22 protein-coding genes and 2 tRNA genes are annotated in these 20,108 nt (G+C 61.9%); 10 read left to right on the plus strand and 14 right to left on the minus strand.

Annotated features, from left to right (window positions below; genetic code table 11):
* Nucleotides 1–27 precede the first annotated feature (27 nt).
* A complete protein-coding gene (rplQ, locus tag ACTJKE_RS13650; protein ID WP_057255585.1) occupies nucleotides 28–453 on the plus strand; it encodes a 50S ribosomal protein L17 in 426 nt (141 codons plus the stop codon).
* Between the two features lie 141 nt (nucleotides 454–594).
* On the opposite strand, the gene msrQ is transcribed toward rplQ, so the two are convergent.
* Nucleotides 595–1,248: a protein-methionine-sulfoxide reductase heme-binding subunit MsrQ gene (gene msrQ, locus ACTJKE_RS13655; RefSeq protein ID WP_440636651.1), complete on the minus strand. Its 654-nt coding sequence runs from the start codon at nucleotides 1,246–1,248 to the stop codon at nucleotides 595–597.
* A gap of 2 nt (nucleotides 1,249–1,250) precedes the next feature.
* Nucleotides 1,251–2,192 carry a protein-methionine-sulfoxide reductase catalytic subunit MsrP gene (gene msrP, locus ACTJKE_RS13660; protein WP_058324768.1) on the minus strand — a complete coding sequence of 314 codons (942 nt, stop codon included), beginning with the start codon at nucleotides 2,190–2,192 and terminating at the stop codon, nucleotides 1,251–1,253.
* 199 nt (nucleotides 2,193–2,391) lie between these two features.
* On the opposite strand from msrP, the gene ACTJKE_RS13665 reads away from it, so the two are divergent.
* The 3 genes from ACTJKE_RS13665 to sugE all read left to right on the plus strand — a co-directional run bounded on the left by ACTJKE_RS13665 (nucleotide 2,392) and on the right by sugE (nucleotide 5,664).
* Entirely contained in the window at nucleotides 2,392–3,789 is a 1,398-nt protein-coding gene (locus tag ACTJKE_RS13665; RefSeq protein WP_440636649.1) for a DegQ family serine endoprotease, read from the plus strand.
* Entirely contained in the window at nucleotides 3,786–5,099 is a 1,314-nt protein-coding gene (locus ACTJKE_RS13670) for a replication-associated recombination protein A (protein WP_440636647.1), read from the plus strand. Before ACTJKE_RS13665 ends, ACTJKE_RS13670 begins: the two co-directional genes overlap by 4 nt.
* Nucleotides 5,100–5,349: 250 nt before the next feature.
* Complete coding sequence (gene sugE / locus ACTJKE_RS13675; protein WP_058324765.1) at nucleotides 5,350–5,664, plus strand: quaternary ammonium compound efflux SMR transporter SugE; 315 nt, start codon at nucleotides 5,350–5,352, stop codon at nucleotides 5,662–5,664.
* 136 nt (nucleotides 5,665–5,800) lie between these two features.
* On the opposite strand, the gene ACTJKE_RS13680 is transcribed toward sugE, so the two are convergent.
* From ACTJKE_RS13680 to ACTJKE_RS13720, 9 genes are all read right to left on the minus strand, one after another.
* Nucleotides 5,801–6,586 carry an ATP12 family chaperone protein gene (locus ACTJKE_RS13680; RefSeq protein WP_440636645.1) on the minus strand — a complete coding sequence of 262 codons (786 nt, stop codon included), beginning with the start codon at nucleotides 6,584–6,586 and terminating at the stop codon, nucleotides 5,801–5,803.
* Complete coding sequence (locus ACTJKE_RS13685) at nucleotides 6,579–7,244, minus strand: HAD-IA family hydrolase (RefSeq protein ID WP_057255591.1); 666 nt, start codon at nucleotides 7,242–7,244, stop codon at nucleotides 6,579–6,581. The genes ACTJKE_RS13680 and ACTJKE_RS13685 overlap by 8 nt, the downstream gene beginning before the upstream one ends.
* A complete protein-coding gene (locus ACTJKE_RS13690) occupies nucleotides 7,244–8,236 on the minus strand; it encodes an RluA family pseudouridine synthase (RefSeq protein WP_440636643.1) in 993 nt (330 codons plus the stop codon). Before ACTJKE_RS13690 ends, ACTJKE_RS13685 begins: the two co-directional genes overlap by 1 nt.
* Nucleotides 8,237–8,448: 212 nt before the next feature.
* Nucleotides 8,449–8,826 (minus strand): fluoride efflux transporter CrcB, encoded by a 378-nt coding sequence (gene crcB, locus ACTJKE_RS13695; protein WP_057255593.1) that lies wholly within the window; start codon nucleotides 8,824–8,826, stop codon nucleotides 8,449–8,451.
* Nucleotides 8,827–8,850: 24 nt separating this feature from the next.
* A complete protein-coding gene (fghA, locus tag ACTJKE_RS13700) occupies nucleotides 8,851–9,684 on the minus strand; it encodes an S-formylglutathione hydrolase (protein WP_057255594.1) in 834 nt (277 codons plus the stop codon).
* A gap of 24 nt (nucleotides 9,685–9,708) precedes the next feature.
* Nucleotides 9,709–10,359, minus strand: a complete 651-nt coding sequence (locus ACTJKE_RS13705) for a DUF1345 domain-containing protein (RefSeq protein WP_440636640.1) — start codon at nucleotides 10,357–10,359, stop codon at nucleotides 9,709–9,711.
* Between the two features lie 43 nt (nucleotides 10,360–10,402).
* Complete coding sequence (locus ACTJKE_RS13710; RefSeq protein WP_440636638.1) at nucleotides 10,403–10,843, minus strand: YaiI/YqxD family protein; 441 nt, start codon at nucleotides 10,841–10,843, stop codon at nucleotides 10,403–10,405.
* A gap of 137 nt (nucleotides 10,844–10,980) precedes the next feature.
* Complete coding sequence (locus tag ACTJKE_RS13715) at nucleotides 10,981–12,108, minus strand: S-(hydroxymethyl)glutathione dehydrogenase/class III alcohol dehydrogenase (RefSeq protein WP_440691921.1); 1,128 nt, start codon at nucleotides 12,106–12,108, stop codon at nucleotides 10,981–10,983.
* Between the two features lie 69 nt (nucleotides 12,109–12,177).
* Nucleotides 12,178–12,576, minus strand: a complete 399-nt coding sequence (locus tag ACTJKE_RS13720; RefSeq protein ID WP_057255598.1) for a helix-turn-helix domain-containing protein — start codon at nucleotides 12,574–12,576, stop codon at nucleotides 12,178–12,180.
* A gap of 245 nt (nucleotides 12,577–12,821) precedes the next feature.
* Here ACTJKE_RS13720 and ACTJKE_RS13725 point away from each other — a divergent pair, with 245 nt between their 5' ends.
* Nucleotides 12,822–13,760 carry a DMT family transporter gene (locus ACTJKE_RS13725; protein ID WP_440639697.1) on the plus strand — a complete coding sequence of 313 codons (939 nt, stop codon included), beginning with the start codon at nucleotides 12,822–12,824 and terminating at the stop codon, nucleotides 13,758–13,760.
* A 6-nt stretch (nucleotides 13,761–13,766) separates the two neighbouring features.
* On the opposite strand, the gene lipB is transcribed toward ACTJKE_RS13725, so the two are convergent.
* Nucleotides 13,767–14,486, minus strand: coding sequence for a lipoyl(octanoyl) transferase LipB (gene lipB, locus ACTJKE_RS13730; RefSeq protein ID WP_057255599.1), 720 nt, complete (start codon nucleotides 14,484–14,486; stop codon nucleotides 13,767–13,769).
* A 193-nt stretch (nucleotides 14,487–14,679) separates the two neighbouring features.
* Here lipB and ACTJKE_RS13735 point away from each other — a divergent pair.
* From ACTJKE_RS13735 to ACTJKE_RS13745, 3 genes are all read left to right on the plus strand, one after another.
* Nucleotides 14,680–14,764, plus strand: a tRNA-Leu gene (locus tag ACTJKE_RS13735).
* A gap of 386 nt (nucleotides 14,765–15,150) precedes the next feature.
* Nucleotides 15,151–15,235, plus strand: a tRNA-Leu gene (locus ACTJKE_RS13740).
* Between the two features lie 324 nt (nucleotides 15,236–15,559).
* Nucleotides 15,560–16,744: a serine hydrolase domain-containing protein gene (locus tag ACTJKE_RS13745; protein ID WP_113131791.1), complete on the plus strand. Its 1,185-nt coding sequence runs from the start codon at nucleotides 15,560–15,562 to the stop codon at nucleotides 16,742–16,744.
* A gap of 85 nt (nucleotides 16,745–16,829) precedes the next feature.
* Here ACTJKE_RS13745 and ACTJKE_RS13750 read toward each other — a convergent pair whose 3' ends face one another.
* Both ACTJKE_RS13750 and ACTJKE_RS13755 read right to left on the minus strand, forming a co-directional pair.
* Nucleotides 16,830–17,099 (minus strand): hypothetical protein, encoded by a 270-nt coding sequence (locus ACTJKE_RS13750; RefSeq protein WP_057255602.1) that lies wholly within the window; start codon nucleotides 17,097–17,099, stop codon nucleotides 16,830–16,832.
* Nucleotides 17,100–17,151: 52 nt separating this feature from the next.
* Complete coding sequence (locus ACTJKE_RS13755; protein WP_112995927.1) at nucleotides 17,152–17,661, minus strand: peptide deformylase; 510 nt, start codon at nucleotides 17,659–17,661, stop codon at nucleotides 17,152–17,154.
* A 389-nt stretch (nucleotides 17,662–18,050) separates the two neighbouring features.
* Between ACTJKE_RS13755 and mgtE the strand changes: the two genes are divergently transcribed.
* Together mgtE and ACTJKE_RS13765 are read left to right on the plus strand one after the other, a co-directional pair.
* Nucleotides 18,051–19,472: a magnesium transporter gene (gene mgtE / locus ACTJKE_RS13760; protein ID WP_057255604.1), complete on the plus strand. Its 1,422-nt coding sequence runs from the start codon at nucleotides 18,051–18,053 to the stop codon at nucleotides 19,470–19,472.
* 175 nt (nucleotides 19,473–19,647) lie between these two features.
* The gene (locus tag ACTJKE_RS13765) at nucleotides 19,648–20,034 is read left to right on the plus strand and encodes a MerR family transcriptional regulator (RefSeq protein WP_057255605.1); all 387 of its coding nucleotides are present in this window, start codon (nucleotides 19,648–19,650) and stop codon (nucleotides 20,032–20,034) included.
* Nucleotides 20,035–20,108 lie beyond the last annotated feature (74 nt).

Genomic DNA, 20,108 nt, shown 5'->3' on the forward strand with positions numbered 1-20,108 from the left:
GATGCCTGCAAGTGAAGGAGAATAGCCATGCGCCACGGTAAAGCCGGCCGCAAGCTGAATAGAACCGCCAGCCACCGCAAGGCGATGTTTGCCAACATGGCAGCTTCGCTGATCGAACACGAGCAGATCGTTACGACCCTGCCGAAGGCCAAGGAAATCCGCCCGATCGTCGAGAAGCTCGTCACGCTCGGCAAGCGCGGTGACCTGCACGCTCGCCGCCAGGCGATCTCGCAGATCCGCGACGCCGCTGTCGTTTCGAAGCTGTTCGACACGATTGCATCGCGCTACGCCACCCGCAACGGCGGCTACCTGCGCATCATGAAGGCCGGCTTCCGTCACGGCGACAACGCCGCGCTCGCCGTCATCGAATTCGTTGACCGCGACGTCTCGGCAAAGGGTGCGAAGGATCTCGCCCGTGTTGCCGCTGAAGCTGAAGCTGCTGAAGCAGCCTAAGCCGATCGAAGGCAGTGAAATCGAAATGGCCGGGTGTTCATCACCCGGCCATTTTTCTATGGGCGGTGCTTTGCACCATTTCAATGCTTGGTCGAGCGCTTGAGCGACCGAGTATCCGGCTGCTCCGAGCGAATGGGAAAATTACACTTTTCCTGGGATCGCCCTGGCCGGCGCGCTCGCCGTCTGACGTTTGCGACGGAGATAGGGTTTGCGCGCCAACCGCCAGAGAAGCAACGCGGCGACCAAGCCGAGATAGAGCATCTGCTCGGGGCCAACGACCTTCACCGACATGGCAAAATGCAGGGCGCCGGCGGCAGCAATCACGTAGGCGAGCCTGTGCAACGTGTTCCAGCGGGTGCCAAGCCTGCGGATCGACCAGGTGTTGGACGTCAACGCCAGCGGGATCAGCATGACGAGGGCCGCCATGCCGATGGTGATGAACGGACGGCGCGCGACGTCGGCGAGGATCGCCGGGACGTTCAGCACCTGATCGAGCAGCATGTAGGCCAGGAAGTGCATCAGCACGTAGTAGAATGCCAGCAGCCCGAGTGCCCGGCGGTAGCGTAGCCAGTTGATGCCGAAGAGATCGCGGACCGGGGTGATTGCCAACGTGGCCACGAGAAAGCGCAGCGCCCAGATCCCGAGCAGATGCTCGAATCCCTTGACCGGATTGCCGGGCAGTTGCCCGGTAGCGCCGAGATAGAAGGCAAACGCCGCCGGCACCAGGCCAAAGCCATAGAGCGCCCAGACCGAGGCCGAATGAAAGCGTTTCGGGAGTGTGGGCAGGCCGGCCATCGTCAGTAGTTCGCTCTCAGATCCATGCTGGCATAGAGGCTGGCAACCTCGTCGGCATAGCCGTTGAAGGGCAGGGTGTCGCGACGGTTGGAGCCGAAGAAGCCTCCGCCCCCGATGCGGTTCTCCGTCGCCTGGCTCCAGCGCGGGTGATCGACGGCCGGGTTGACGTTGGCATAGAAGCCGTACTCGTTGGGGGCCGAGAGGTTCCAGGTGGAGGGCGGCTGCGCCTCGGTGAGCGAGATCCGCACGATCGACTTGATCCCCTTGAAGCCGTACTTCCAGGGGGTGACGAGCCGAATCGGTGCGCCATTCTGATTGGGAAGCGTTTTGCCGTAGACGCCGACGGACAGCAGAGTGAGCGGGTGACGGGCTTCATCGAGCCTCAGTCCTTCGCGATAGGGCCAGGGCAACGGCTGAAAGAAGCCGGATTGGCCCGACATCTCCGCCGGGCGAACGACCGTTTCGAACGAGACATATTTGGCGCTGCCCAGCGGCTCCACCTTGTCGAGCAGGGTCGAAAGTTGGAAGCCGGTCCAGGGGATCACCATCGACCACGCCTCGACGCAGCGCATGCGATAGACGCGTTCCTCGATGGGGAACTTCAGCAGTTCCTCCAGCCCGAACTCCTTCGGTTTGCCGACGAGGCCATCGACCTTCACTGTCCAGGGGGTCGGCTTGAAGCCGCTCGAATTGGCGGCCGGATCGCCCTTGCCGGTCCCGAATTCATAGAAGTTGTTGTAGCCCGTGACGTCAGCTTCGGGGGTCAGGTCCTCGTCGACGACGTATTTGCCTTTTGGTGCGCTAAGCGCCGCCGCCATACCTGTGCCGCTTCCGGCAAGAAGGACGCCGCCGACCGCGGCGCCCAGGAATGCGCGGCGATTGATGAAGATGTTCTCCGGCGTGATTTCGGAGGAAACGATTCGTGGTGGACGGTAGGATGGCATGGTCTTATCCGAGAGTGGTTTATGAGCCTTGTCTTGTACGAACTCAGCAGACTTTCGATCACCGTGAAAGGGGTGCGGAACCACGTTTTCGTGCGTAGCGCGTGAAGCCGGCAACTTTGCGTATCCTGCGCCAACATTTGCCTTTTTTCGCGCGAAATCCTATCTGAACGTAGCCGTGACGAATAGGAGAATGCTTCACATGATCGTTGGTCAAAGAGCGCTTGTTGCGCTCGTCATTGCTGTGTCTCTTGCCTGTCCGGCATGGGCTGAGGAGGCCAAGACGGTTCCGCAGTCGCGCACCGAAATGCAGCTTTCCTTCGCGCCGCTCGTCAAGCAGACGGCAAATGCGGTCGTCAACGTCTACGCCGAACGCGTGGTCGAGCGCCGCTCGATCTTTTCCGGCGATCCCTTCTTTGAGGAGTTCTTTGGCCAACGCATGCCGAACCGCTCGGAAAAGCAATCGTCGCTCGGCTCCGGCGTGATCGTCGGCAAGAACGGGATCGTCGTGACCAACAATCACGTCATCGAGGGCGCCGACGACATCAAGGTGGCGCTGGCGGACGGGCGCGAGTTTCCCTGCAAGATCGTGCTCAAGGATGACCGACTCGACCTGGCGGTGCTGAAGATCCAGTCGGAAGGCCCGTTCGAGATCGTCCCGCTCGGCGACTCGGATGCGGTCGAAGTCGGCGACCTCGTGCTGGCGATCGGCAACCCGTTCGGCGTCGGCCAGACGGTCACGAGCGGCATCGTCTCGGCTCTCGCGCGCAACCAGGTTTCTTCAGGGGATTTCGGCTTCTTCATCCAGACGGATGCGGCGATCAATCCGGGCAATTCCGGCGGCGGCCTCATCGACATGAACGGTCAATTGATCGGCATCAACACCGCGATCTTCTCCAAGGGTGGCGGCTCGAACGGCGTCGGCTTTGCTATCCCCGCCAATCTGGTAAAGGTCTTCGTCGCGTCCGCTGACGGCGGCAATGGCGCCTTCGTCCGTCCCTTCATCGGCGCAAGCTTCGAACCGGTGACCTCGGAAGTGGCCGAAGCCCTTGGCCTCAACCGCGCCCGCGGTGCGCTGGTGACGGCTGTCGTGGCGGGTGGCCCGGCCGAACTGGCAGGCATCAAGCCGGGGCAAGTGATCACCGCCGTCAACGGCATTGAAGTCGAACATCCTGATGCGCTCGGCTACCGCTTGACGACGGTCGGCATCGGCCACGAGGCGCGCGTTACCGTGTCGGAAAACGGAAAGCCGCGTGAGGTGATGCTCAAGCTCGATCGGGCGCCGGAGACCTCGCCGCGTGACGAACGGCTGATCGAAGGTCGCAATCCCTTCGCCGGCGCGGTCGTCGCCAATCTGTCGCCACGTCTAGCCGAGGAACTGCGCGTGTCGACTTCGCTCCAGGGCGTCATCGTCATGCAGGTCAACCGCGGTTCGCCGGCAGCACGCATCGGCCTTGAGCCGAAGGACATCGTGCGCTCTGTCAATGGCACGGCGATCGACACGTCCAAGACGCTGGAGCATGTGATGGCCGACGACGCCTCCTTCTGGCGTGTCGAGATCGAGCGGGACGGCCAACTTATCCGTCAGTTCTTCCGATGAGCGATCTGTTTACAGCACACGAACCACCTGAGATGGCGTCCGCAAGACCGCTTGCCGACCGGCTTCGCCCGCGGACGCTCGCCGAAGTCACCGGCCAGGAGCACCTGACCGGGGATGATGGCGTGCTGTCGCGCATGATCGCGTCGGGTTCTCTCGGGTCGATGATCTTCTGGGGACCACCAGGCACCGGCAAGACGACCGTCGCGCGTCTGCTTTCGGGGGAGGCGGGGCTCGCCTTCGAGCAGATCTCGGCCATCTTCTCCGGTGTCGCCGATCTCAAGAAGGTGTTCGAATCGGCCCGTGCGCGGCGCATGTCCGGCCGGCAGACCCTGCTGTTTGTCGATGAGATCCACCGCTTCAATCGCGCCCAGCAGGACAGCTTCCTGCCCGTGATGGAGGATGGCACCGTCATCCTCGTTGGTGCGACGACGGAGAACCCGTCCTTCGAGCTCAACGCCGCTCTGTTGTCCCGCGCTCGCGTGCTAACGTTCAAGCCACACGGTGAGGACAGCATCCAGGAGCTTCTGTCCCGCGCCGAGCAGGCAGAAGGCAAGGCGTTGCCGCTTGATGCGGATGCACGCGCGAGCCTGATCCGCATGGCCGATGGCGATGGCCGGGCGGCGCTGACGCTGGCGGAAGAAGTCTGGCGGGCCGCGCGGCGCGACGAGATCTTCGATGCGGCAGCACTTCAGAATGTCGTCCAGCGCCGAGCGCCGGTCTACGACAAGGGCCAGGACGGCCACTACAATCTGATCTCGGCGCTGCATAAGTCGGTACGCGGTTCCGATCCGGATGCCGCGCTCTATTATCTCTGCCGCATGTTCGATGCGGGCGAGGACCCACTTTATCTCGGGCGACGGCTTGTGCGCATGGCGGTGGAGGATATCGGCCTTGCCGATCCTCAGGCGCTGGTGATCTGCAATGCCGCCAAGGATGCCTACGACTATCTGGGCTCGCCCGAAGGCGAACTGGCGCTGGCGCAGGCCTGCGTCTATCTGGCCACCGCGCCGAAGTCGAACGGCGTCTACACCGCTTACAAGGCGGCGATGCGGTCGGCCAAGGAGAACGGCTCGCTGCTGCCGCCGAAGCATATTCTCAACGCTCCGACCAAGCTGATGAAGGGCGAAGGCTACGGCGACGGCTATCGCTACGATCACGACGAGCCGGATGCCTTTTCCGGCCAGGACTATTTTCCGGAAAAGATGGGGCGCCAGACTTACTATGATCCGCCGGAGCGTGGTTTCGAGCGAGAAATCCGCAAGCGGCTGGAATGGTGGGCGAAACTCCGCCGGGAGCGCAATGCTCCCTAGAATGCCCAGGAATCTGTAAGACGGCCCTTCCTTGTGCTTGGCCCAGAGGGCACCCCGTCGTTTTCTCGGTTTCAAGGAATGCGGGATGTGGCCTAGCCTTGCCACCGGTGCAAGGCTGATCTGCCCGTGGCTGCCTTGCCGTCGGCACGGGAGTGTGAGATAGAACCGGCATTGCAGACGGCTGCACGGTTCGCGAAGTCGAAACCGAACATCCGCGGGGACGGCCTCGCTCCAGTATTAGGAGTTTGACATGGCCTGGTTCCTTCTTTTGCTTGCCGGTATCCTCGAAATCGGCTGGGCAATCGGTCTCAAATACACGGATGGCTTCACGCGCGTTACGCCGACGATCCTGACCGTCGGGTCGATGATCCTCAGCATCGCGCTGCTCGGCCTTGCCGTGCGCACCCTGCCGCTCGGCACGGCCTATGCGGTCTGGACGGGCATCGGTACCGTTGGCACGGTGATCCTCGGGATCTTCCTGTTCGCAGAGCCGGCGACCTTGGTTCGCCTCGGCTGCATCGCCTTGATCGTCAGCGGCATCGCCGGGCTGAAGTTAGCTGCCTAACGGGACGTGATCGCGCTGACGTAGCGTAAAGTACACCAGCGACCTTGCTTTGAAGCTGCTGCCACCGTCGAAAAAACGAAGCGGGCNAAGGACGCGCAGCCCGCAATCGTATTCAGAGATGTTTCGCTGTCTCCGTTTACCGCAAGGCGTCCAGAACCGCAGCAGTCGCCAGCATTTCCTGCCAGCGGTTTTCGCGGCGGCGGAAGGCTTCCTCGTCGGTTCCCCAATGCTCGATCTGCCAGTCTTCGTCGACATGCGCGGCCGTCCAGGCCTCTTCGGCCGTGAACCTGCCGGAGGCGAAGGCAAGCGCCAGCAGGGCCGAACCCGTCAGGCTGGTCACCGTATGAACGCAGGTGAGCCCGAGCGGAGTGGCGAAAGCGCGCAGGCCCTCGGCATAGGCCGAAAGGGCTTCCTCCGGCTGCTCCTGATGGATCACGCCTTCGGCGAGGATGAAGCGGGCGCCGAGCGTTTGCCGCGCCCAGTCGAGCACCGGGTTCCAGATCTCGTTCTGGCGTGCGACCAGGCCTTCCGGGCTGTCGGCGCGATAGCAGATCATGTCGGTTCCGGCGAAGCGCAGGATGTCGTCGAACACCGAGCGCTGGTCTTTCGCAACACCATCGAGCGCCGTGTTGACGATGCGGGTGACCGGCATTCGGGCGGGATCGATGACCTCGGCCTGTGCCTCCCATTCGGCGGCCAGCATATCGGCAAGCTTGCGCGTCGGCACGGCAAGCGGTTGCTTTGCTGGCGTGCGCACCGTGCGGCCGTCGAGCAGCACGGCGTGGGTGTCGCCTTCCGCCGCAGCGACGCTGACCTCCTTGTAGAAGCGCTTCGGCAGCGGCTTCAGCATCTGAATCTGCGCGCGGCGGACCGGATCTTCGTGGCTCATCGCACCGCTGAGTTCGTCGCGAATATCAGGCATGATTGTGTTCCATCCATTCAATGATGTCTGCCGGCGTCTGGGCAACGAAATCCGCACCCGCCTCGATGAGATCGGGAACGGATGCATAGCCCCAGGCAACGCCGATGGCGGCCGCACCCGCGGCCTTGGCCATTTGCATGTCGTAGATCGCGTCGCCGATGACGACCGTATCCTTCGCGTCGATACCGGCTTCCGAGCAGCATTCCGTCACCATTGCCGGGTGCGGCTTGGAGGGGCAGTCGTCGGCGGTGCGCGAAACGAAGAAAATCCTGTCGAAACCGTGGGTTTCGGAGATGTGGGTGAGGCCGCGCCGAGACTTGCCGGTGACGGCGCCGATCAGCAGCGCGTCCCGCGACGAGAGCGTCTGCATCATGTCGGCGATGCCCGGAAACAAAAGCTCCTGGAAGCCGGCTTCGCTGCGCACGCCTGCGAAGATCGACTTGTAGTGCGCCGTCATCGCCAGTGCCAGGTCGTCGACGTGCTCGCGGCCAAGCAGGCGGGCAATGGCGATGTCGAGTGTCAGGCCGATGATGCCCTTGGTTGCTGAAAGCGGCGGGCGCTCGCGATCGAACGCCTCGAAGGTGCGCGCCATCACCTCATGGATCAGCCCGCCGCTATCGACCAGCGTCCCGTCGCAATCGAAAAGCGCCAGTTTCATCAGTCGTCCTCGCCCGGCTCGTTCTCTTCAAAGCCCAGTAGGTTCCAGCTCTGGACCATATGCGGCGGCAACGGCGCGGTCACGCGCAGGCGACCGCCATCCGGATGGGGGATATCGATATGGCGCGCGTGCAGATGCAGACGGTTCTGCATGCCGCCGGGCAGGCTCCAGTTGATATCGGCGTCGAAATACTTTGGGTCGCCGAGGATCGGGTGGCCGATGTGCAGCGCATGCACGCGCAGCTGATGGGTGCGCCCGGTATAGGGCTCCATCTCAAGCCAGGCGAGGTTCTGTGCGGCCTGTTCGCGAATACGGTAGTAGGAAATCGCGTGGTCAGCGCCGTCCTCGCCATGCTTGGCAATGCGCATGCGGTCGCCGTCCGGCGTCTGTTCCTTGACCAGCCAGGTCGAGATCCGGTCTTCGCGCTTGCGCGGCACACCCTTCACCAGCGCCCAGTAGGTCTTCTTGGTGTCGCGCTCGCGGAAGGCGGCCGTCAGCTTCTGCGCGGCGCCACGTGTGCGGGCGATGACCAGAACACCCGAGGTATCGCGGTCGAGGCGGTGCACCAGGCGGGGCTTTTCACCACGCTGGTTGGTCCAGGCCTCGAGCATCTTGTCGATGTGACGGTTGACGCCGGAACCGCCCTGTACGGCGAGACCGGCCGGCTTGTTGATCACGATGACCTTGGCGTCCTCGTGCAGCACCATGCGCGACAGCAATTCGCCATCGGGCGAGTGGCGAAGGTCGCGACCGGCAATCGGGCCCGTCTTCGTCTCCTTCGCATCGACGCCAAGGGGAGGGACACGCACCGTCTGGCCCGGCTGTAGGCGCGTGTCGGACTTGACGCGGCCGCCGTCGACACGGATCTGGCCCGAACGCAAAAGCTTCTGCAGCGGACCGAAACCCAGCCCCGGAAAATGCACTTTGAACCAGCGGTCAAGGCGCATGCCTGCCTCGTCACCGTCCACTTGCCTGTGTTCTATGCCTGCCATTTGAGCGAACCTGCTTTCTGTTCCTGCAGCGGCGCGCGTCAATCTGAAGCTCTTACGTTGGGATGGACGCAAGAAAACGCTTCAGGTGCGCAAGGGCTGCCGCAATCCTTTAACGGCTGCATGACAATGCCCCTGAAGCGATGACGGTTGAAGAGCAATGCAGCAACGCACCGCGTTTCCCTCAGGCTACGCAGCGCTCGTAGAAGCAGCCTTTAGACTATTGCGCGCATCAGAGCCAGCCCGCTGAAGACCGCAAGGAGCGAAAGCGCGACGCTGGCAACGACATAGATGACGGAAAGCATGACATCACCACGCTCGAAGAGCGTGATCGCATCCAGCGAAAAGGCGGAAAAGGTGGTGTAGCCGCCGAGAACCCCGGTAATGAGGAACACGCGCATTTCCGGCGATGCGCCGAACTTGCGCATGATCACCTCTGCCAGCACGCCGATCAGGAACGAGCCGGTGATATTGACGCCGAGTGTGCCCCACGGGAAGCCCGCCCCGAAGCGATGGACGGTCCAGAGGCCGACAAGGTAGCGCAAGATCGAGCCGATCGCGCCGCCGGCTCCAACGAGAAGGAGGTGGGTCATCAGTCGCTCCGGGACAAAATCGGCCTAGGCCAGCCGTTCGGCATGCCACTTCAGGTGATCGTCCATGAAGGTGGAGATGAAGTAGTAGGAGTGGTCGTAGCGCTCATGCATGCGGAGCGTCAGATCGATGCCGGTTCCCTTGACCGCATCCTCGAACAGCCACGGGCGCAGGCCGTTTTCGAGAAAGCTGTCCGCCTTGCCCTGGTCGATCAGAAATTCCGGGAAGCGCGCACCGTCCTTGACGAGGGCGCAGGCATCATATTGGCGCCAGGCGGCGCGGTCTGTGCCGAGATACTTTTCGAAGGCGCCGACCGACCAGTCGGCGGTCGAGGGCTCGACGATCGGCGCGAAAGCCGAGCAGCTCTTGAAGCGATCCGGGTGTTTGAGCGCAATGGTCATGGCGCCGTGGCCGCCCATGGAATGGCCGAAAATGCCCTGGCGGCTCATGTCCATGCGGAAGTGCTGGCTGACGAAAGCGGGCAGTTCTTCGGTGATGTAGCTGTACATCTGGTAGTGCTCGGCCCAGGGCTTCTCGGTGGCGTCGACATAGAAACCCGCGCCTTTGCCCATCTGCCAGTTTGTCAGTTCGTCCGGCACGTCGGCGCCGCGCGGGCTCGTGTCGGGGCAAACGATGATAAGCCCGAGCTCGGCGGCCATGCGCCGGTATTCGCCTTTCTCCATGACGTTCGCGTGCGTGCAGGTGAGGCCGGACAAGTACCAGAGCACTGGTTTCGGTTCCTTGATCGCCTGCGGCGGCACGAAGACGGCAAAGGTCATCTCGCCCTTGCAAGCCTCGGACTCGTGCGAAAAGACGCCCTGCATGCCGCCGAACGCGGTGTTCTGCGAAAGGACTTTCATGGACTGCTCCTTGGATAATGCTGCTCAACCGGCAAGCTGCACGGCCGCGTTGACGGCGGCGGCGACGAGCACGGTGTTGAAGAAGAAAGAAACGATGGCGTGCATCAGATTGATGCGCCGCATAGCTGTTGTGGTGATGGCGACATCCGAGGTCTGCGCGGTCATGCCGATGACGAAGGAAAAGTAGAGGAAATCAAAACCGCCGGGCTCGGGTGTCTCGGGAAAGTCGAGGCCGCGTGCCGGCTCCGGCGTTTGCGCATCCGCGGAAGGCACCCAGTATATGTGCGCATAATGCATCGCGGCCATCATATGGATCGTCGCCCAGCCGAGCACGACCGAGGCAAAGGCGAGGCCGAGCGCGAGTGCGGATCCTGTTTGCTGGGCGTTGAGCGCAAAGAACAGCGAGATGAGCGAGCTCGCAGCCGCACCGAATGTCACGAGGAGGATAACGAACTCGGGCTCGTCGGTGTTTCTGGCATGGGTCTTCAGGTGCCGCCCGGTCATCATCCGCAATCGCCGCCAGCACATGACGAGATAGACGCAGAAGAAGGTGATCGCAGCGCCTTCAAGTGCGAAGCGTCGCGCAACGAACCAGAGGACGGGCACGCTTGCGAGCGCGCATAGAATGGCGGTGTAGAAGGGCCAGTGCCTGAGCTTCGTCGTCGTCGCTGTCATCCAGATACCCCTGCGATCTGCAGCGGAAGCGGCTGCCGCACCGTCACTTTTTCGCCTGCCGTGCGAGTCGGTCAAGCGTTTCGAGGAAGGCGGATCGATCGCGCGGCGTGAAGGCGGCGTTGTAGCCCTTGCTCTCGCCGGTTTCACGCAAATGCTGCCCAAGATCGCGCATCGCCGAAGCCATGCCGATATTGCCCTTGTCGAAGATGCGTCCGGAAGGGCCGGTAACCAACGCGCCGGCGGCAACGCAACGCACGGCCAGCGGTACATCGGCGGTGACGACAACATCGCCCTCCTGCGCCCGTTCCGCGATCCAGTTGTCGGCCGCATCGAAACCCGCCGAGACGATGACGTTGTGTACCATCGGGTCGCGCGAGGGGCGCAGGCCGGAATTGGCGACGAAAGTCACCTCTATTCTATGGCGTTCGGCCACCTTCAGGATTTCCGCCTTCACCGGGCAGGCATCGGCATCGACATAGATCATCTTGAATCAGTTTCTCAACGGGACTGAAAAGGCGCCGGAAATCAATCGACTCCGACGCCGTTCTGAATCGGATTGTGAAGCAATTCCAGGAAAAGTGCGAAGCGATTTTCCCGGAATTGCGCCATTGCCAGCTTAGCTTAGTAAAGAACGACCGAACGGATGCTTTCGCCGGAATGCATCAGCTCGAAGCCCTTGTTGATGTCTTCGAGGGCCATGGTGTGGGTGATCATCGGATCGATCTCGATCTTGCCCTCCATGTACCAGTCGACGATCTTCGGCACGTCGGTGCGGCCACGCGCGCCGCCGAAGGCCGTGCCCATCCAGCTGCGGCCGGTGACGAGCTGGAACGGCCGGGTGGAGATCTCCTGGCCGGCGCCGGCGACGCCGATGACGACCGACTTGCCCCAGCCGCGATGCGAGGCCTCGAGCGCCTGGCGCATCACCTTGGTGTTGCCGGTGCAGTCGAAGGTGTAGTCGGCGCCGCCGATCTGGTCGGCGCCACGCTTGGTCATGTTGACGAGGTAGGGCACGATGTCGTCGCCGACCTCCTTCGGATTGACGAAGTGGGTCATGCCGAAGCGCTCACCCCAGGCCTTCTTGTCGTTGTTGAGGTCGACGCCGATGATCATGTCGGCGCCGGCGAGACGCAGGCCCTGGATGACGTTGAGGCCGATGCCGCCGAGACCGAAGACGATCGCGGTCGCGCCCATCTCCACCTTGGCTGTGTTGATGACTGCACCGATGCCGGTGGTGACGCCACAGCCGATGTAGCAGATCTTGTCGAAGGGTGCGTCCGGGTTGACCTTGGCAACGGCGATCTCGGGCAGCACCGTGTAGTTGGCGAAGGTCGAGCAGCCCATGTAGTGGTGGATCTTGTCCTTGCCGATCGAGAAGCGCGAGGTCCCGTCCGGCATCAGGCCTTGCCCTTGCGTCGAGCGGATCGCGGTGCACAGGTTGGTCTTGCGCGACAGGCACGACGGGCAGGAGCGGCACTCGGGCGTGTAGAGCGGAATGACGTGATCGCCCTTCTTCACCGAGGTGACCCCCGGGCCGACGTCGACGACGATGCCGGCACCCTCATGGCCGAGGATCGCCGGGAACAGGCCTTCCGGATCGGCGCCGGACAGCGTGAAGTCGTCCGTGTGGCAGATGCCGGTGGCCTTGACCTCGATCAGCACTTCGCCGGCCTTTGGGCCTTCGAGTTGAACCGTCATGACCTCAAGCGGCTTGCCTGCCTGAACGGCAACGGCGGCGCGTACATCCATCTAATTTCTCCCTTGGACAAAAATGGCTTCGGGCCGCCAGGGCGGCGGCCCGTTGGAATCGACAATAAGCTAACGAATGTTCTGTTGAACGCGATTGAGTTCCATCTCAAGTGCGGCGATGGCCTTGCCGGTCTGTTCGTGCAGTTTCTTGACCAGGGCAAGCTGCTCGCGAAGGCCGTCGCGCTCGTCATCGACCGCGTCCGAATCCGGCGCCTTGCCGAGGCCGGCGATCAGCCAGGCCGGGGTAACGCCCAGCACGCCGGCCAGCATGAAGAGCCGGTTCGTCCGGGGTTCGGCGCGGTCGCGCTCCCAGGCGGCGACCGTTTCAGCGCGGACTCCGAGTTGGTCTGCCAGGTCCTTGGTGCTGATGTTGGCGGCGTCGCGCGCCCTCCAGATGCGTCCTCCCAGCGTATCACCGTCGCTGGTGTCGCGCAGGCGGGCAATCATCGTTTCGGTGGACAAGCGCATGGATATCTCCTTTGCCACGGTTACGTTCAAAGGTCCCGGAGAGACGGCAGGAAGCCGCTTTTGACTTCCGGGGCGGAAGATGGTCCTGAGCTTATAGGCATTCGGCCAGCGAGGGACCACCCCGAAGCGCCAAAAACACCGTCAATTGCGGCTAAGGCGCGGATAGTTCGGCCTCCGGAGTATCCTCGGCCGTTGAAAACCGTAGCCTAGGCTCTAATCTGCGGCGGCCAACCGGAGCTTGCCCCATGTCCGACGCCCGAACTGCGGCTGCCGAGCCTGCCGATACCGTCATGCAAGGTGTCGCCATCATGCTTTTTGCGATGGTCATCCTGCCCGGCATGGACGTGATCGCGAAGTATATGGCCGTCTACGAAGGCATGTCGCCCGGCCAGGTGACCTTCTACCGGTTCTTCTTCCAGCTGGTGGCGACGTTGCCGATGCTGCTTGGCGCCGGCGGCCTGCGGGCGCTGAAGCCGAAGCGTCCGTGGGCCAATCTGCTGCGCGGCGTGCTGCTGGCGACCGCGGCCTTGTTCTTTTTCATTTCCGTGAAGTACATGCCGCTGGCAGATACCTTTGCCATCTATTTCGTCGAGCCCTTCATCCTGACCTGCCTTTCGGCGGTGTTCCTGAAGGAAAGCGTCGGCTGGCGGCGCTGGCTTGCCATCGTCGTCGGCTTCGGTGGGGCGATGATCGTCATCCAGCCGAGTTTCGCGGCTTTCGGCGTGACGGCTTTGCTGCCGGTGGCCTGCGCCTTCGTCTTTGCCTGCTATCTGCTTCTCAATCGAGCGGTCGGTACGGGCGACTCGCCGCTGACAATGCAGACCATCGCTGGTATCGGCGGCACATTGATGATGGCGATGGTGATCCTGATCGGCAACGGCATGGGCAGCCCCGACTTTGTGCCGTCCTTGCCCAAGTCGCCGCTTGGCTGGACGCTGGTGGTTATCCTCGGCGCGCTCTCCGGCTACGGCCATCTGCTGGTCGTCAAAGCCTTCAGAGCGGCACCCGTTTCCCTGCTGGCGCCATTCCACTATTTCGAGATCGTCACGGCGACGGCGCTCGGCTATCTCATCTTCGGAGACTTCCCGTCGCTCTCCAAATGGCTTGGCATCGCCATAATCGTCGGCTCGGGCCTCTTTATTATCTGGCGCGAGCGGCAGGCGGGACGCCGAGCTGCAAGCTGAATGGGCTCAGGCTCCGTCGGTCTTTGTCGGGCCGAACACCGTCTCGAAGGCCTCGCGCAGCCGGATATCGACATCCGGCATCATCACCGGCAGGCCGAGGTCGACGAGGCTTGTTACGCCGTAGCCGCGAATACCGCAGGGCACGATGCCGCCGAAATGGTCGAGATCCGGATCGACGTTCAGTGCGAAGCCGTGGAAGCTTACCCATTTGCGCAGGCGAATGCCGATCGCGGCAATCTTGTCTTCCGCCACCGAACCATCGGGCAGGGCGGGCTTTTCCGGGCGGCGAACCCAGACGCCGACCCGATCTTCGCGGCGCTCACCTCTCACATTCATCGAATCGAGCGTGGAGATCACGACGCTTTCCAGCGCAGCGACGAAGGCGCGCACGTCCTGCTTTCGGCGCTTGAGGTCGAGCATAACGTAAACGACGCGCTGGCCCGGCCCGTGATAGGTGTATTCACCGCCGCGACCCGTCGAGAACACCGGAAAGCGATCCGGCATCACCAGATCAGCAACATCGGCGCTGGTACCGGCTGTGTATAGCGGCGGATGTTCGACCAGCCAGACGAGTTCGTCCGCGGTGCCGGCGGCGATCGCGGCAGCTTCCTGTTCCATCAGTTCGACTGCCTGTGGATAATCCACCAGATCAGAGGCAATCCGCCAGCGAACCGGGGGTGATTCCGGGGGGGCGAACATGGTCTGGCTCAGATTCTCACGCTGCATTCGGTCTGCATTCCTGTTTTCAGAGCTTGTAAATGGGATGGCGCGTGACAAGAGTCCAGCGTTTCCAACGCTTCCCCAGCGGGCTGTTGAAATAGTTTCATTTCCCGTCAAATTTCTGTCGTCATCCCCTTGTGCCCCCCAGGGGCTTTTGCTACATGCAGCCCCGTCGACGCAGGTCGACACCTACCACGATGCGGTCGTGGCGGAATTGGTAGACGCGCAGCGTTGAGGTCGCTGTGGGGCAACCCGTGGAAGTTCGAGTCTTCTCGACCGCACCAAAAAAACCCGGCTTTGGCCGGGTTTTTTGTTTTTATCCTGCCTAGCGAACACGCGAGCTGCGCGGAATCGCGTCGCTGACACATCCCTTTTCTGGACGTTTCCAATCAAGCGTAGGCGTTTGGCACGGTGGGAAGGAGCGCGCTCTCTTTGCTGGCGAATGGCCGAAGACGAACGGGATCCCGCGCCCAACAATCGGTCTCGGCGCGGTGGCCGACAAGGTGCGCGCGCTTGATGCGCGGAAAGGCGACCTGGCCGGTTCGCTCGCAATGCGACGGGCCGCTGAGTTCTGTCATGATCGCCCGAATTGTGCACAGCCATCTCTTGTGCACTGCGGGGGCTTTTGCTACATGCACCCCCGCTGGCGCAGGTCGGCATCTACCACGATGCGGTCGTGGCGGAATTGGTAGACGCGCAGCGTTGAGGTCGCTGTGGGGCAACCCGTGGAAGTTCGAGTCTTCTCGACCGCACCAAAACCGGCTTCGGCCGGTTTTTTCGTTTTTATCTCCAACGCTTAGGTCTTGTGCCCACCGCGCGGCTCAGCCTCGGGCCGAAGCTGCAAGCCCGCAAACCTCAATACATCTTCCGACCGCACTTCGGCGTGCATAGCGCTTGCCGCCGCGGAAAAAGAGTGAACGAGCACCGCCACGTTGCAGGCGAAATGGCTTGGAATGTTATTTGGTGCTAACCTTGGCGCGGTATTCCAGAACGAGGGCCGGGCTGGAGCAGTTTTCTGGGCGCGGCGGTGGCTGGGCGACCTGCACCAATGACGAAGCCTGTTTGCTTGGGAGGTTCCTTTGGGCGGCGATCTCAGGGCTGTTGCCGATGCAATCCTCAATACCGTCGTCAGCGCCGCGGATGGCGTGCCCGGCGTCGTCGCGATTGCCACCGATAGACGGGGCGATATCTACACCGGTGCAGCCGGAAAGCGAGCATTGGGTGGCGATGCGGACATGACCGCCGACAGCGTCTTCGGGCTCTTCTCGATGACGAAAGCGATCACCGGCACTGCCTGCCTGCAACTGGTCGAAGAGGGCAGGCTCGATCTCGATGCTCCAGCCAGGCGATACGCTCCCGAGATCGGCAAGCTGCAGGTGATCGATGGCTTTGATTCCTCCGGGAACCCGAAGCTCCGCCCGCCCAAGCGGGATATCACGACGCGCATGCTGCTTTTGCATACGGCTGGCTTTGGATACGACTTCTTCAATGAGACCTACGCCAGGTTGGCCCGGCAGCATGGGCAGCCGAGCGTGATCACGAGCTCCTATGCGTCCATCCGCACCCCATTGCTGTTCGACCCAGGCGATGACTGGGAATATGGAAGCAACCTGGACTGGGCCGGACAGGTGGTGGAGGGCATAGCCGGTAAGCGATTGGGCGAGGTGATGACCGAGCGAATCCTTCAGCCGCTCGGCATGGACGATACCGGTTTTGCATTGACCCCAGCGATGGCCTCACGCGTGGTCACGCTGCATCAGCGGGACGATGCAGGGCGATTGCAGCCGGTGCCCGATTTCCGGTTCCCCCAGGAACCCGAGGTCCAAATGGGTGGGCATGGCCTCTACTCGACAGCTACCGATTACTCAAAATTTATTCGCATGTGGCTCAACGACGGGGTGGCACCCGGCGGCCGCGTGCTGAAACCCGAAACCGTCGAAATGGCGGAAAAGAATGGCCTCGGAGAAAAGAAGATCAAAAAGCTTCCCGGGGTGATACCGAGCCTTTCGCACGACGTCGAATTTTTCCCCGGAATGCCGAAATCCTGGGGGCTTAGCTTCATGATCAATGATGAAGCCGCGCCGACAGGCCGACCGGCCGGCGCGCTGGCCTGGGCTGGGCTTGCAAACCTCTATTACTGGATAGACCGCCAAAATGGTCTCGGCGGCCTCTGGGCGACGCAGATATTGCCCTTCGTCGACCCGGCCTCGATCGGGGGCTACCTTGACTTCGAAACGGCGGTCTACTCCGCCTTTCCAAGGTAGTCGGCCGAAACATTTGATTGCACACGCCAAGCCTGGGTCGCTTGCACCGCGCGCCGCGCGCTTGCCCCGCCCTGCGTCCACGTCGTCAGCTGTTGCCTTGCGGTCCGCTCTGGTCCATGCGGCGGCGGATAAGCTTGAAGCTGTGATCGGGCTGAACCTCATAGGTTTCGTAGACCATCTGCCCTTCATACATGAAACGGTGCTGAACCATGGTGCCGGGAGCGGCCTGCGTCTTTCTTTTGCTGGCGTTTTCGCCGTAGGTCAGGCTCTCGGGCAGGGGCTCAAGACTCTGTTGGGCACTGTTGCAACCGGCGAGGGCCAGGAGGCCGATGACTGCAAGATATGTTGGCTTCATTGTTCGATCCTTGGTGAAACTGGGAGGCATTTGATGCTGTCGGCGGGAAGTCCTAGACGCGCGTTTGTTCCCTTGTCAGCTTTTCGAATTTCTTGATCGCCCGATCGCGTTTCAGGCGCGAGAGGCGTTGGGTCCAGAAAATACCGTCGAGCTGGTCGATCTCGTGTTGCAGGCAAATGGCCATCAGCCCTTCGGCTTCCTCTTCGACCTCTTCGCCTGAAAGGGTTTGATAGCGAACACGGACGGTCTGCGGTCGCTCGATGTCCTCCGAAACCCCAGGCATCGATACACTGCCTTCAGAATGTTTCATGACTTCGGCGGAGTTCCAGACAATCTCTGGATTGATGTAAATCCTGACGCCGCTCTCCCGGTCGAGCTCGATCACCGTCACCCTTTGCAGGACACCGACATGCGGAGCGGTGATGCCGATACCCGGTGCCGCTCGCATCGTGTCGAGCAGGTCGTCCGCAAGGGCTTCGAGCGCCGCATCAAAGTGGGTAACGGTGTCCGCCTTCTGGCTCAGTAAGGGACTGGGAAAACGGACAATGGGACGGATCGCCATCAGATGTTCCTCGGCTGCAGCGTTTGCGGCGCCGTGCGTCCCGTTGAGGAGCGCAAGGGGCGCCGTAAACCTTGGGCTGCTGTTTCGTTCTCTGATATCGATTCCGGTTCCAGGGAACGAAGAGAAGTGCTAGCCGATCGCGCGATCGATGTCGACAGTATCGAGATGCAGCCGGTTTCTCATGTATTTGCAACAGCTTGAATAAATCTGTTATCGCCGCGCACAGGGTGCTATCTGTGCTGTGGACCTCGGCGGGGCTTTGCGCTAGCAGGGCTGTAGGACCCAACTTCCGGAGCACGGCAGCGGAAGAGGCACCAACCGTCAGTGACGCATTCTTTCCGGTCCGTATGATGGAGCACCGGAAAGCAGCAATCGTTTCGAGGGCGCCCATGAGCAATATCGGCGACGACGACAGCGGTATCGAAGACGTCAAGACCTTTGACGGCTCGGACATCTATGCCGACGACGGTTCGGTCCGTTCCGATTTCCTCATGCATGTCGGGGCCGCGATCGCCGATCGCGATACGATCTATCTGCGCCAGCACGTCGCCGGCCTGCATTCGTCGGAACTCGGCGACCTGCTTGAAGCGATCCAGCCTGACCAGCGCCTGGCGCTGGTCTCACTGCTCGGCAAGGAATTCGACCTTTCGGCGCTGACGGAGGTCGACGAGGCCATCCGTCTCGATATCGTCGAGCATCTGCCGAACGAGCAGATCGCCGAGGCTATCGGCGAAATGGACTCCGACGACGCCGTCTACATTCTCGAGGACCTCGACCAGGAAGATCAGGACGAGATCCTGGCGAAGCTTCCCTTTACGGAACGGGTTCGCCTTCGCCGCTCGCTCGATTATCCGGAGAGCACCGCCGGCCGGCGCATGCAGACCGAGTTCGTGGCGGTGCCGCCATTCTGGACCGTTGGCCAGACGATCGACTACATGCGCGAAGACGAGGACCTGCCCGAGAGCTTCACGCAGATCTTTGTCATCGACCCGACCTTCAAGCTGCTCGGTGCCATGGACCTCGACCGCATCCTCAGGACCAAGCGCTCGGTCAAGGTCGACGCGATCATGCATGACACGAGCCATGCGATTCCGGCCGAGATGGACCAGGAAGAGGCAGCGCAACTGTTTGAGCAATATGACCTTCTCTCCGCGGCGGTCGTCGATGACAATGGAAGGCTCGTCGGCGTGCTCACCATCGATGACGTCGTTGACGTCATTCAGGAAGAAGCGGAAGAAGACCTCTTGCGCTTGAGCGGTGTCGGCGATGAAGAGCTCTCGGACTCGGTTGCCGAGGCATCGCGCTCGCGCGTGCCGTGGCTGTTCATCAATTCGATGACGGCGTGCATGTCCGCCTCGGTCATCGGTCTGTTCGATGCGACCATTCAGCAGATCGTGGCGCTCGCCATTCTGATGCCGATTGTCGCCGGAATGGGCGGCAATGCCGGCTCGCAGACCATGACCGTTACCGTCCGCGCGCTTGCGACCCGCGGCCTCGACATTCACAACGCGCCGCGCATTATCCGGCGCGAAGCGGGCGTGGGGCTGTTGAACGGCATGATCTTCGGCACGCTAATCGGCCTGCTCGCCGGTCTCTGGTTTCAGGACCCGAACATCGGCGGTATCATCGCCACGGCCATGCTGATCAATATGATGGCCGCAGCACTTGGCGGCATCCTCGTCCCGCTCTGCCTGGACCGCTTCGGTGCCGATCCGGCCGTGTCTTCTGCCGTTTTCGTGACGGCCATCACCGACATAACCGGTTTCTTCAGTTTTCTCGGCATCGCCACGTGGTGGTTTCACGTTACGTGAGGTGAACGCCGTTGTTTGACTTTTACGTCAAGGTCAACGATAGTGTATACGCATTACAGCGCGCGCGTCTTCCATGACACGCTGAGATCGCTGTAACACTTTGACCTGCTGCATAATTTTGACCTTAAATCGATACCGATTTTAGGAACGATGCAGTAAATCATGGAATGGCAGCGTGAATAAATATTATAGCATCACCGAATTGACGCGGGAATTCGGCATTTCCACCCGAACGCTGCGGTTCTATGAGGACGAGGGCCTCATTCATCCTGAACGCCGTGGACGCACGCGCCTGTTCCGGCCTGCGGATCGGCGGCTGATCCAGGAAATTCTGCGTGGCCGGCGCATCGGCTTCACGATTGCCGAAATCCGCGAAATCATCCAGGTCTACAAGGATCCACCCGGCGAGATGGGCCAGCTTCGGCTCTTGATGAACCGTGTCGAGGAAAAGCGCGAGGAGCTTCGGCAGAAGCGCAAGGATATCGAAGACACGCTGGCAGAGCTCGACAATGTCGAGGAGGCTTGCCTGACGCGTCTCGCGGAGATCGGCGTCGGTACCTGAGCAGGCGGGCGTATTCTTAAAAGCGAAAGTTTCGAAGGGTGGCGTCCGCGCTGCCCTTTTTGGTTTTGGGCTGT

The sequence above is a fragment of the Ensifer sp. 22521 genome (genome assembly GCF_052044795.1).
Taxonomy (GTDB): Bacteria; Pseudomonadota; Alphaproteobacteria; order Rhizobiales; family Rhizobiaceae; genus Ensifer.

What these genes read in the sequence shown, in the direction of transcription:
- ACTJKE_RS13685 (WP_057255591.1), bottom strand. Translation starts at nt 7,244, where the DNA reads ATGAAACTGGCGCTTTTCGATTGCGACGGGACGCTGGTCGATAGCGGC.
- lipB (WP_057255599.1), bottom strand. Translation starts at nt 14,486, where the DNA reads ATGCAGCGTGAGAATCTGAGCCAGACCATGTTCGCCCCCCCGGAATCA.
- ACTJKE_RS13670 (WP_440636647.1), top strand. Translation starts at nt 3,786, where the DNA reads ATGAGCGATCTGTTTACAGCACACGAACCACCTGAGATGGCGTCCGCA.
- ACTJKE_RS13725 (WP_440639697.1), top strand. Translation starts at nt 12,822, where the DNA reads ATGTCCGACGCCCGAACTGCGGCTGCCGAGCCTGCCGATACCGTCATG.
- ACTJKE_RS13715 (WP_440691921.1), bottom strand. Translation starts at nt 12,108, where the DNA reads ATGGATGTACGCGCCGCCGTTGCCGTTCAGGCAGGCAAGCCGCTTGAG.
- msrP (WP_058324768.1), bottom strand. Translation starts at nt 2,192, where the DNA reads ATGCCATCCTACCGTCCACCACGAATCGTTTCCTCCGAAATCACGCCG.
- fghA (WP_057255594.1), bottom strand. Translation starts at nt 9,684, where the DNA reads ATGAAAGTCCTTTCGCAGAACACCGCGTTCGGCGGCATGCAGGGCGTC.
- sugE (WP_058324765.1), top strand. Translation starts at nt 5,350, where the DNA reads ATGGCCTGGTTCCTTCTTTTGCTTGCCGGTATCCTCGAAATCGGCTGG.
- msrQ (WP_440636651.1), bottom strand. Translation starts at nt 1,248, where the DNA reads ATGGCCGGCCTGCCCACACTCCCGAAACGCTTTCATTCGGCCTCGGTC.
- ACTJKE_RS13680 (WP_440636645.1), bottom strand. Translation starts at nt 6,586, where the DNA reads ATGCCTGATATTCGCGACGAACTCAGCGGTGCGATGAGCCACGAAGAT.
- rplQ (WP_057255585.1), top strand. Translation starts at nt 28, where the DNA reads ATGCGCCACGGTAAAGCCGGCCGCAAGCTGAATAGAACCGCCAGCCAC.
- ACTJKE_RS13755 (WP_112995927.1), bottom strand. Translation starts at nt 17,661, where the DNA reads ATGGCGATCCGTCCCATTGTCCGTTTTCCCAGTCCCTTACTGAGCCAG.
- ACTJKE_RS13705 (WP_440636640.1), bottom strand. Translation starts at nt 10,359, where the DNA reads ATGACAGCGACGACGACGAAGCTCAGGCACTGGCCCTTCTACACCGCC.
- ACTJKE_RS13665 (WP_440636649.1), top strand. Translation starts at nt 2,392, where the DNA reads ATGATCGTTGGTCAAAGAGCGCTTGTTGCGCTCGTCATTGCTGTGTCT.
- ACTJKE_RS13720 (WP_057255598.1), bottom strand. Translation starts at nt 12,576, where the DNA reads ATGCGCTTGTCCACCGAAACGATGATTGCCCGCCTGCGCGACACCAGC.
- ACTJKE_RS13710 (WP_440636638.1), bottom strand. Translation starts at nt 10,843, where the DNA reads ATGATCTATGTCGATGCCGATGCCTGCCCGGTGAAGGCGGAAATCCTG.
- crcB (WP_057255593.1), bottom strand. Translation starts at nt 8,826, where the DNA reads ATGACCCACCTCCTTCTCGTTGGAGCCGGCGGCGCGATCGGCTCGATC.
- ACTJKE_RS13750 (WP_057255602.1), bottom strand. Translation starts at nt 17,099, where the DNA reads ATGAAGCCAACATATCTTGCAGTCATCGGCCTCCTGGCCCTCGCCGGT.
- ACTJKE_RS13690 (WP_440636643.1), bottom strand. Translation starts at nt 8,236, where the DNA reads ATGGCAGGCATAGAACACAGGCAAGTGGACGGTGACGAGGCAGGCATG.
- mgtE (WP_057255604.1), top strand. Translation starts at nt 18,051, where the DNA reads ATGAGCAATATCGGCGACGACGACAGCGGTATCGAAGACGTCAAGACC.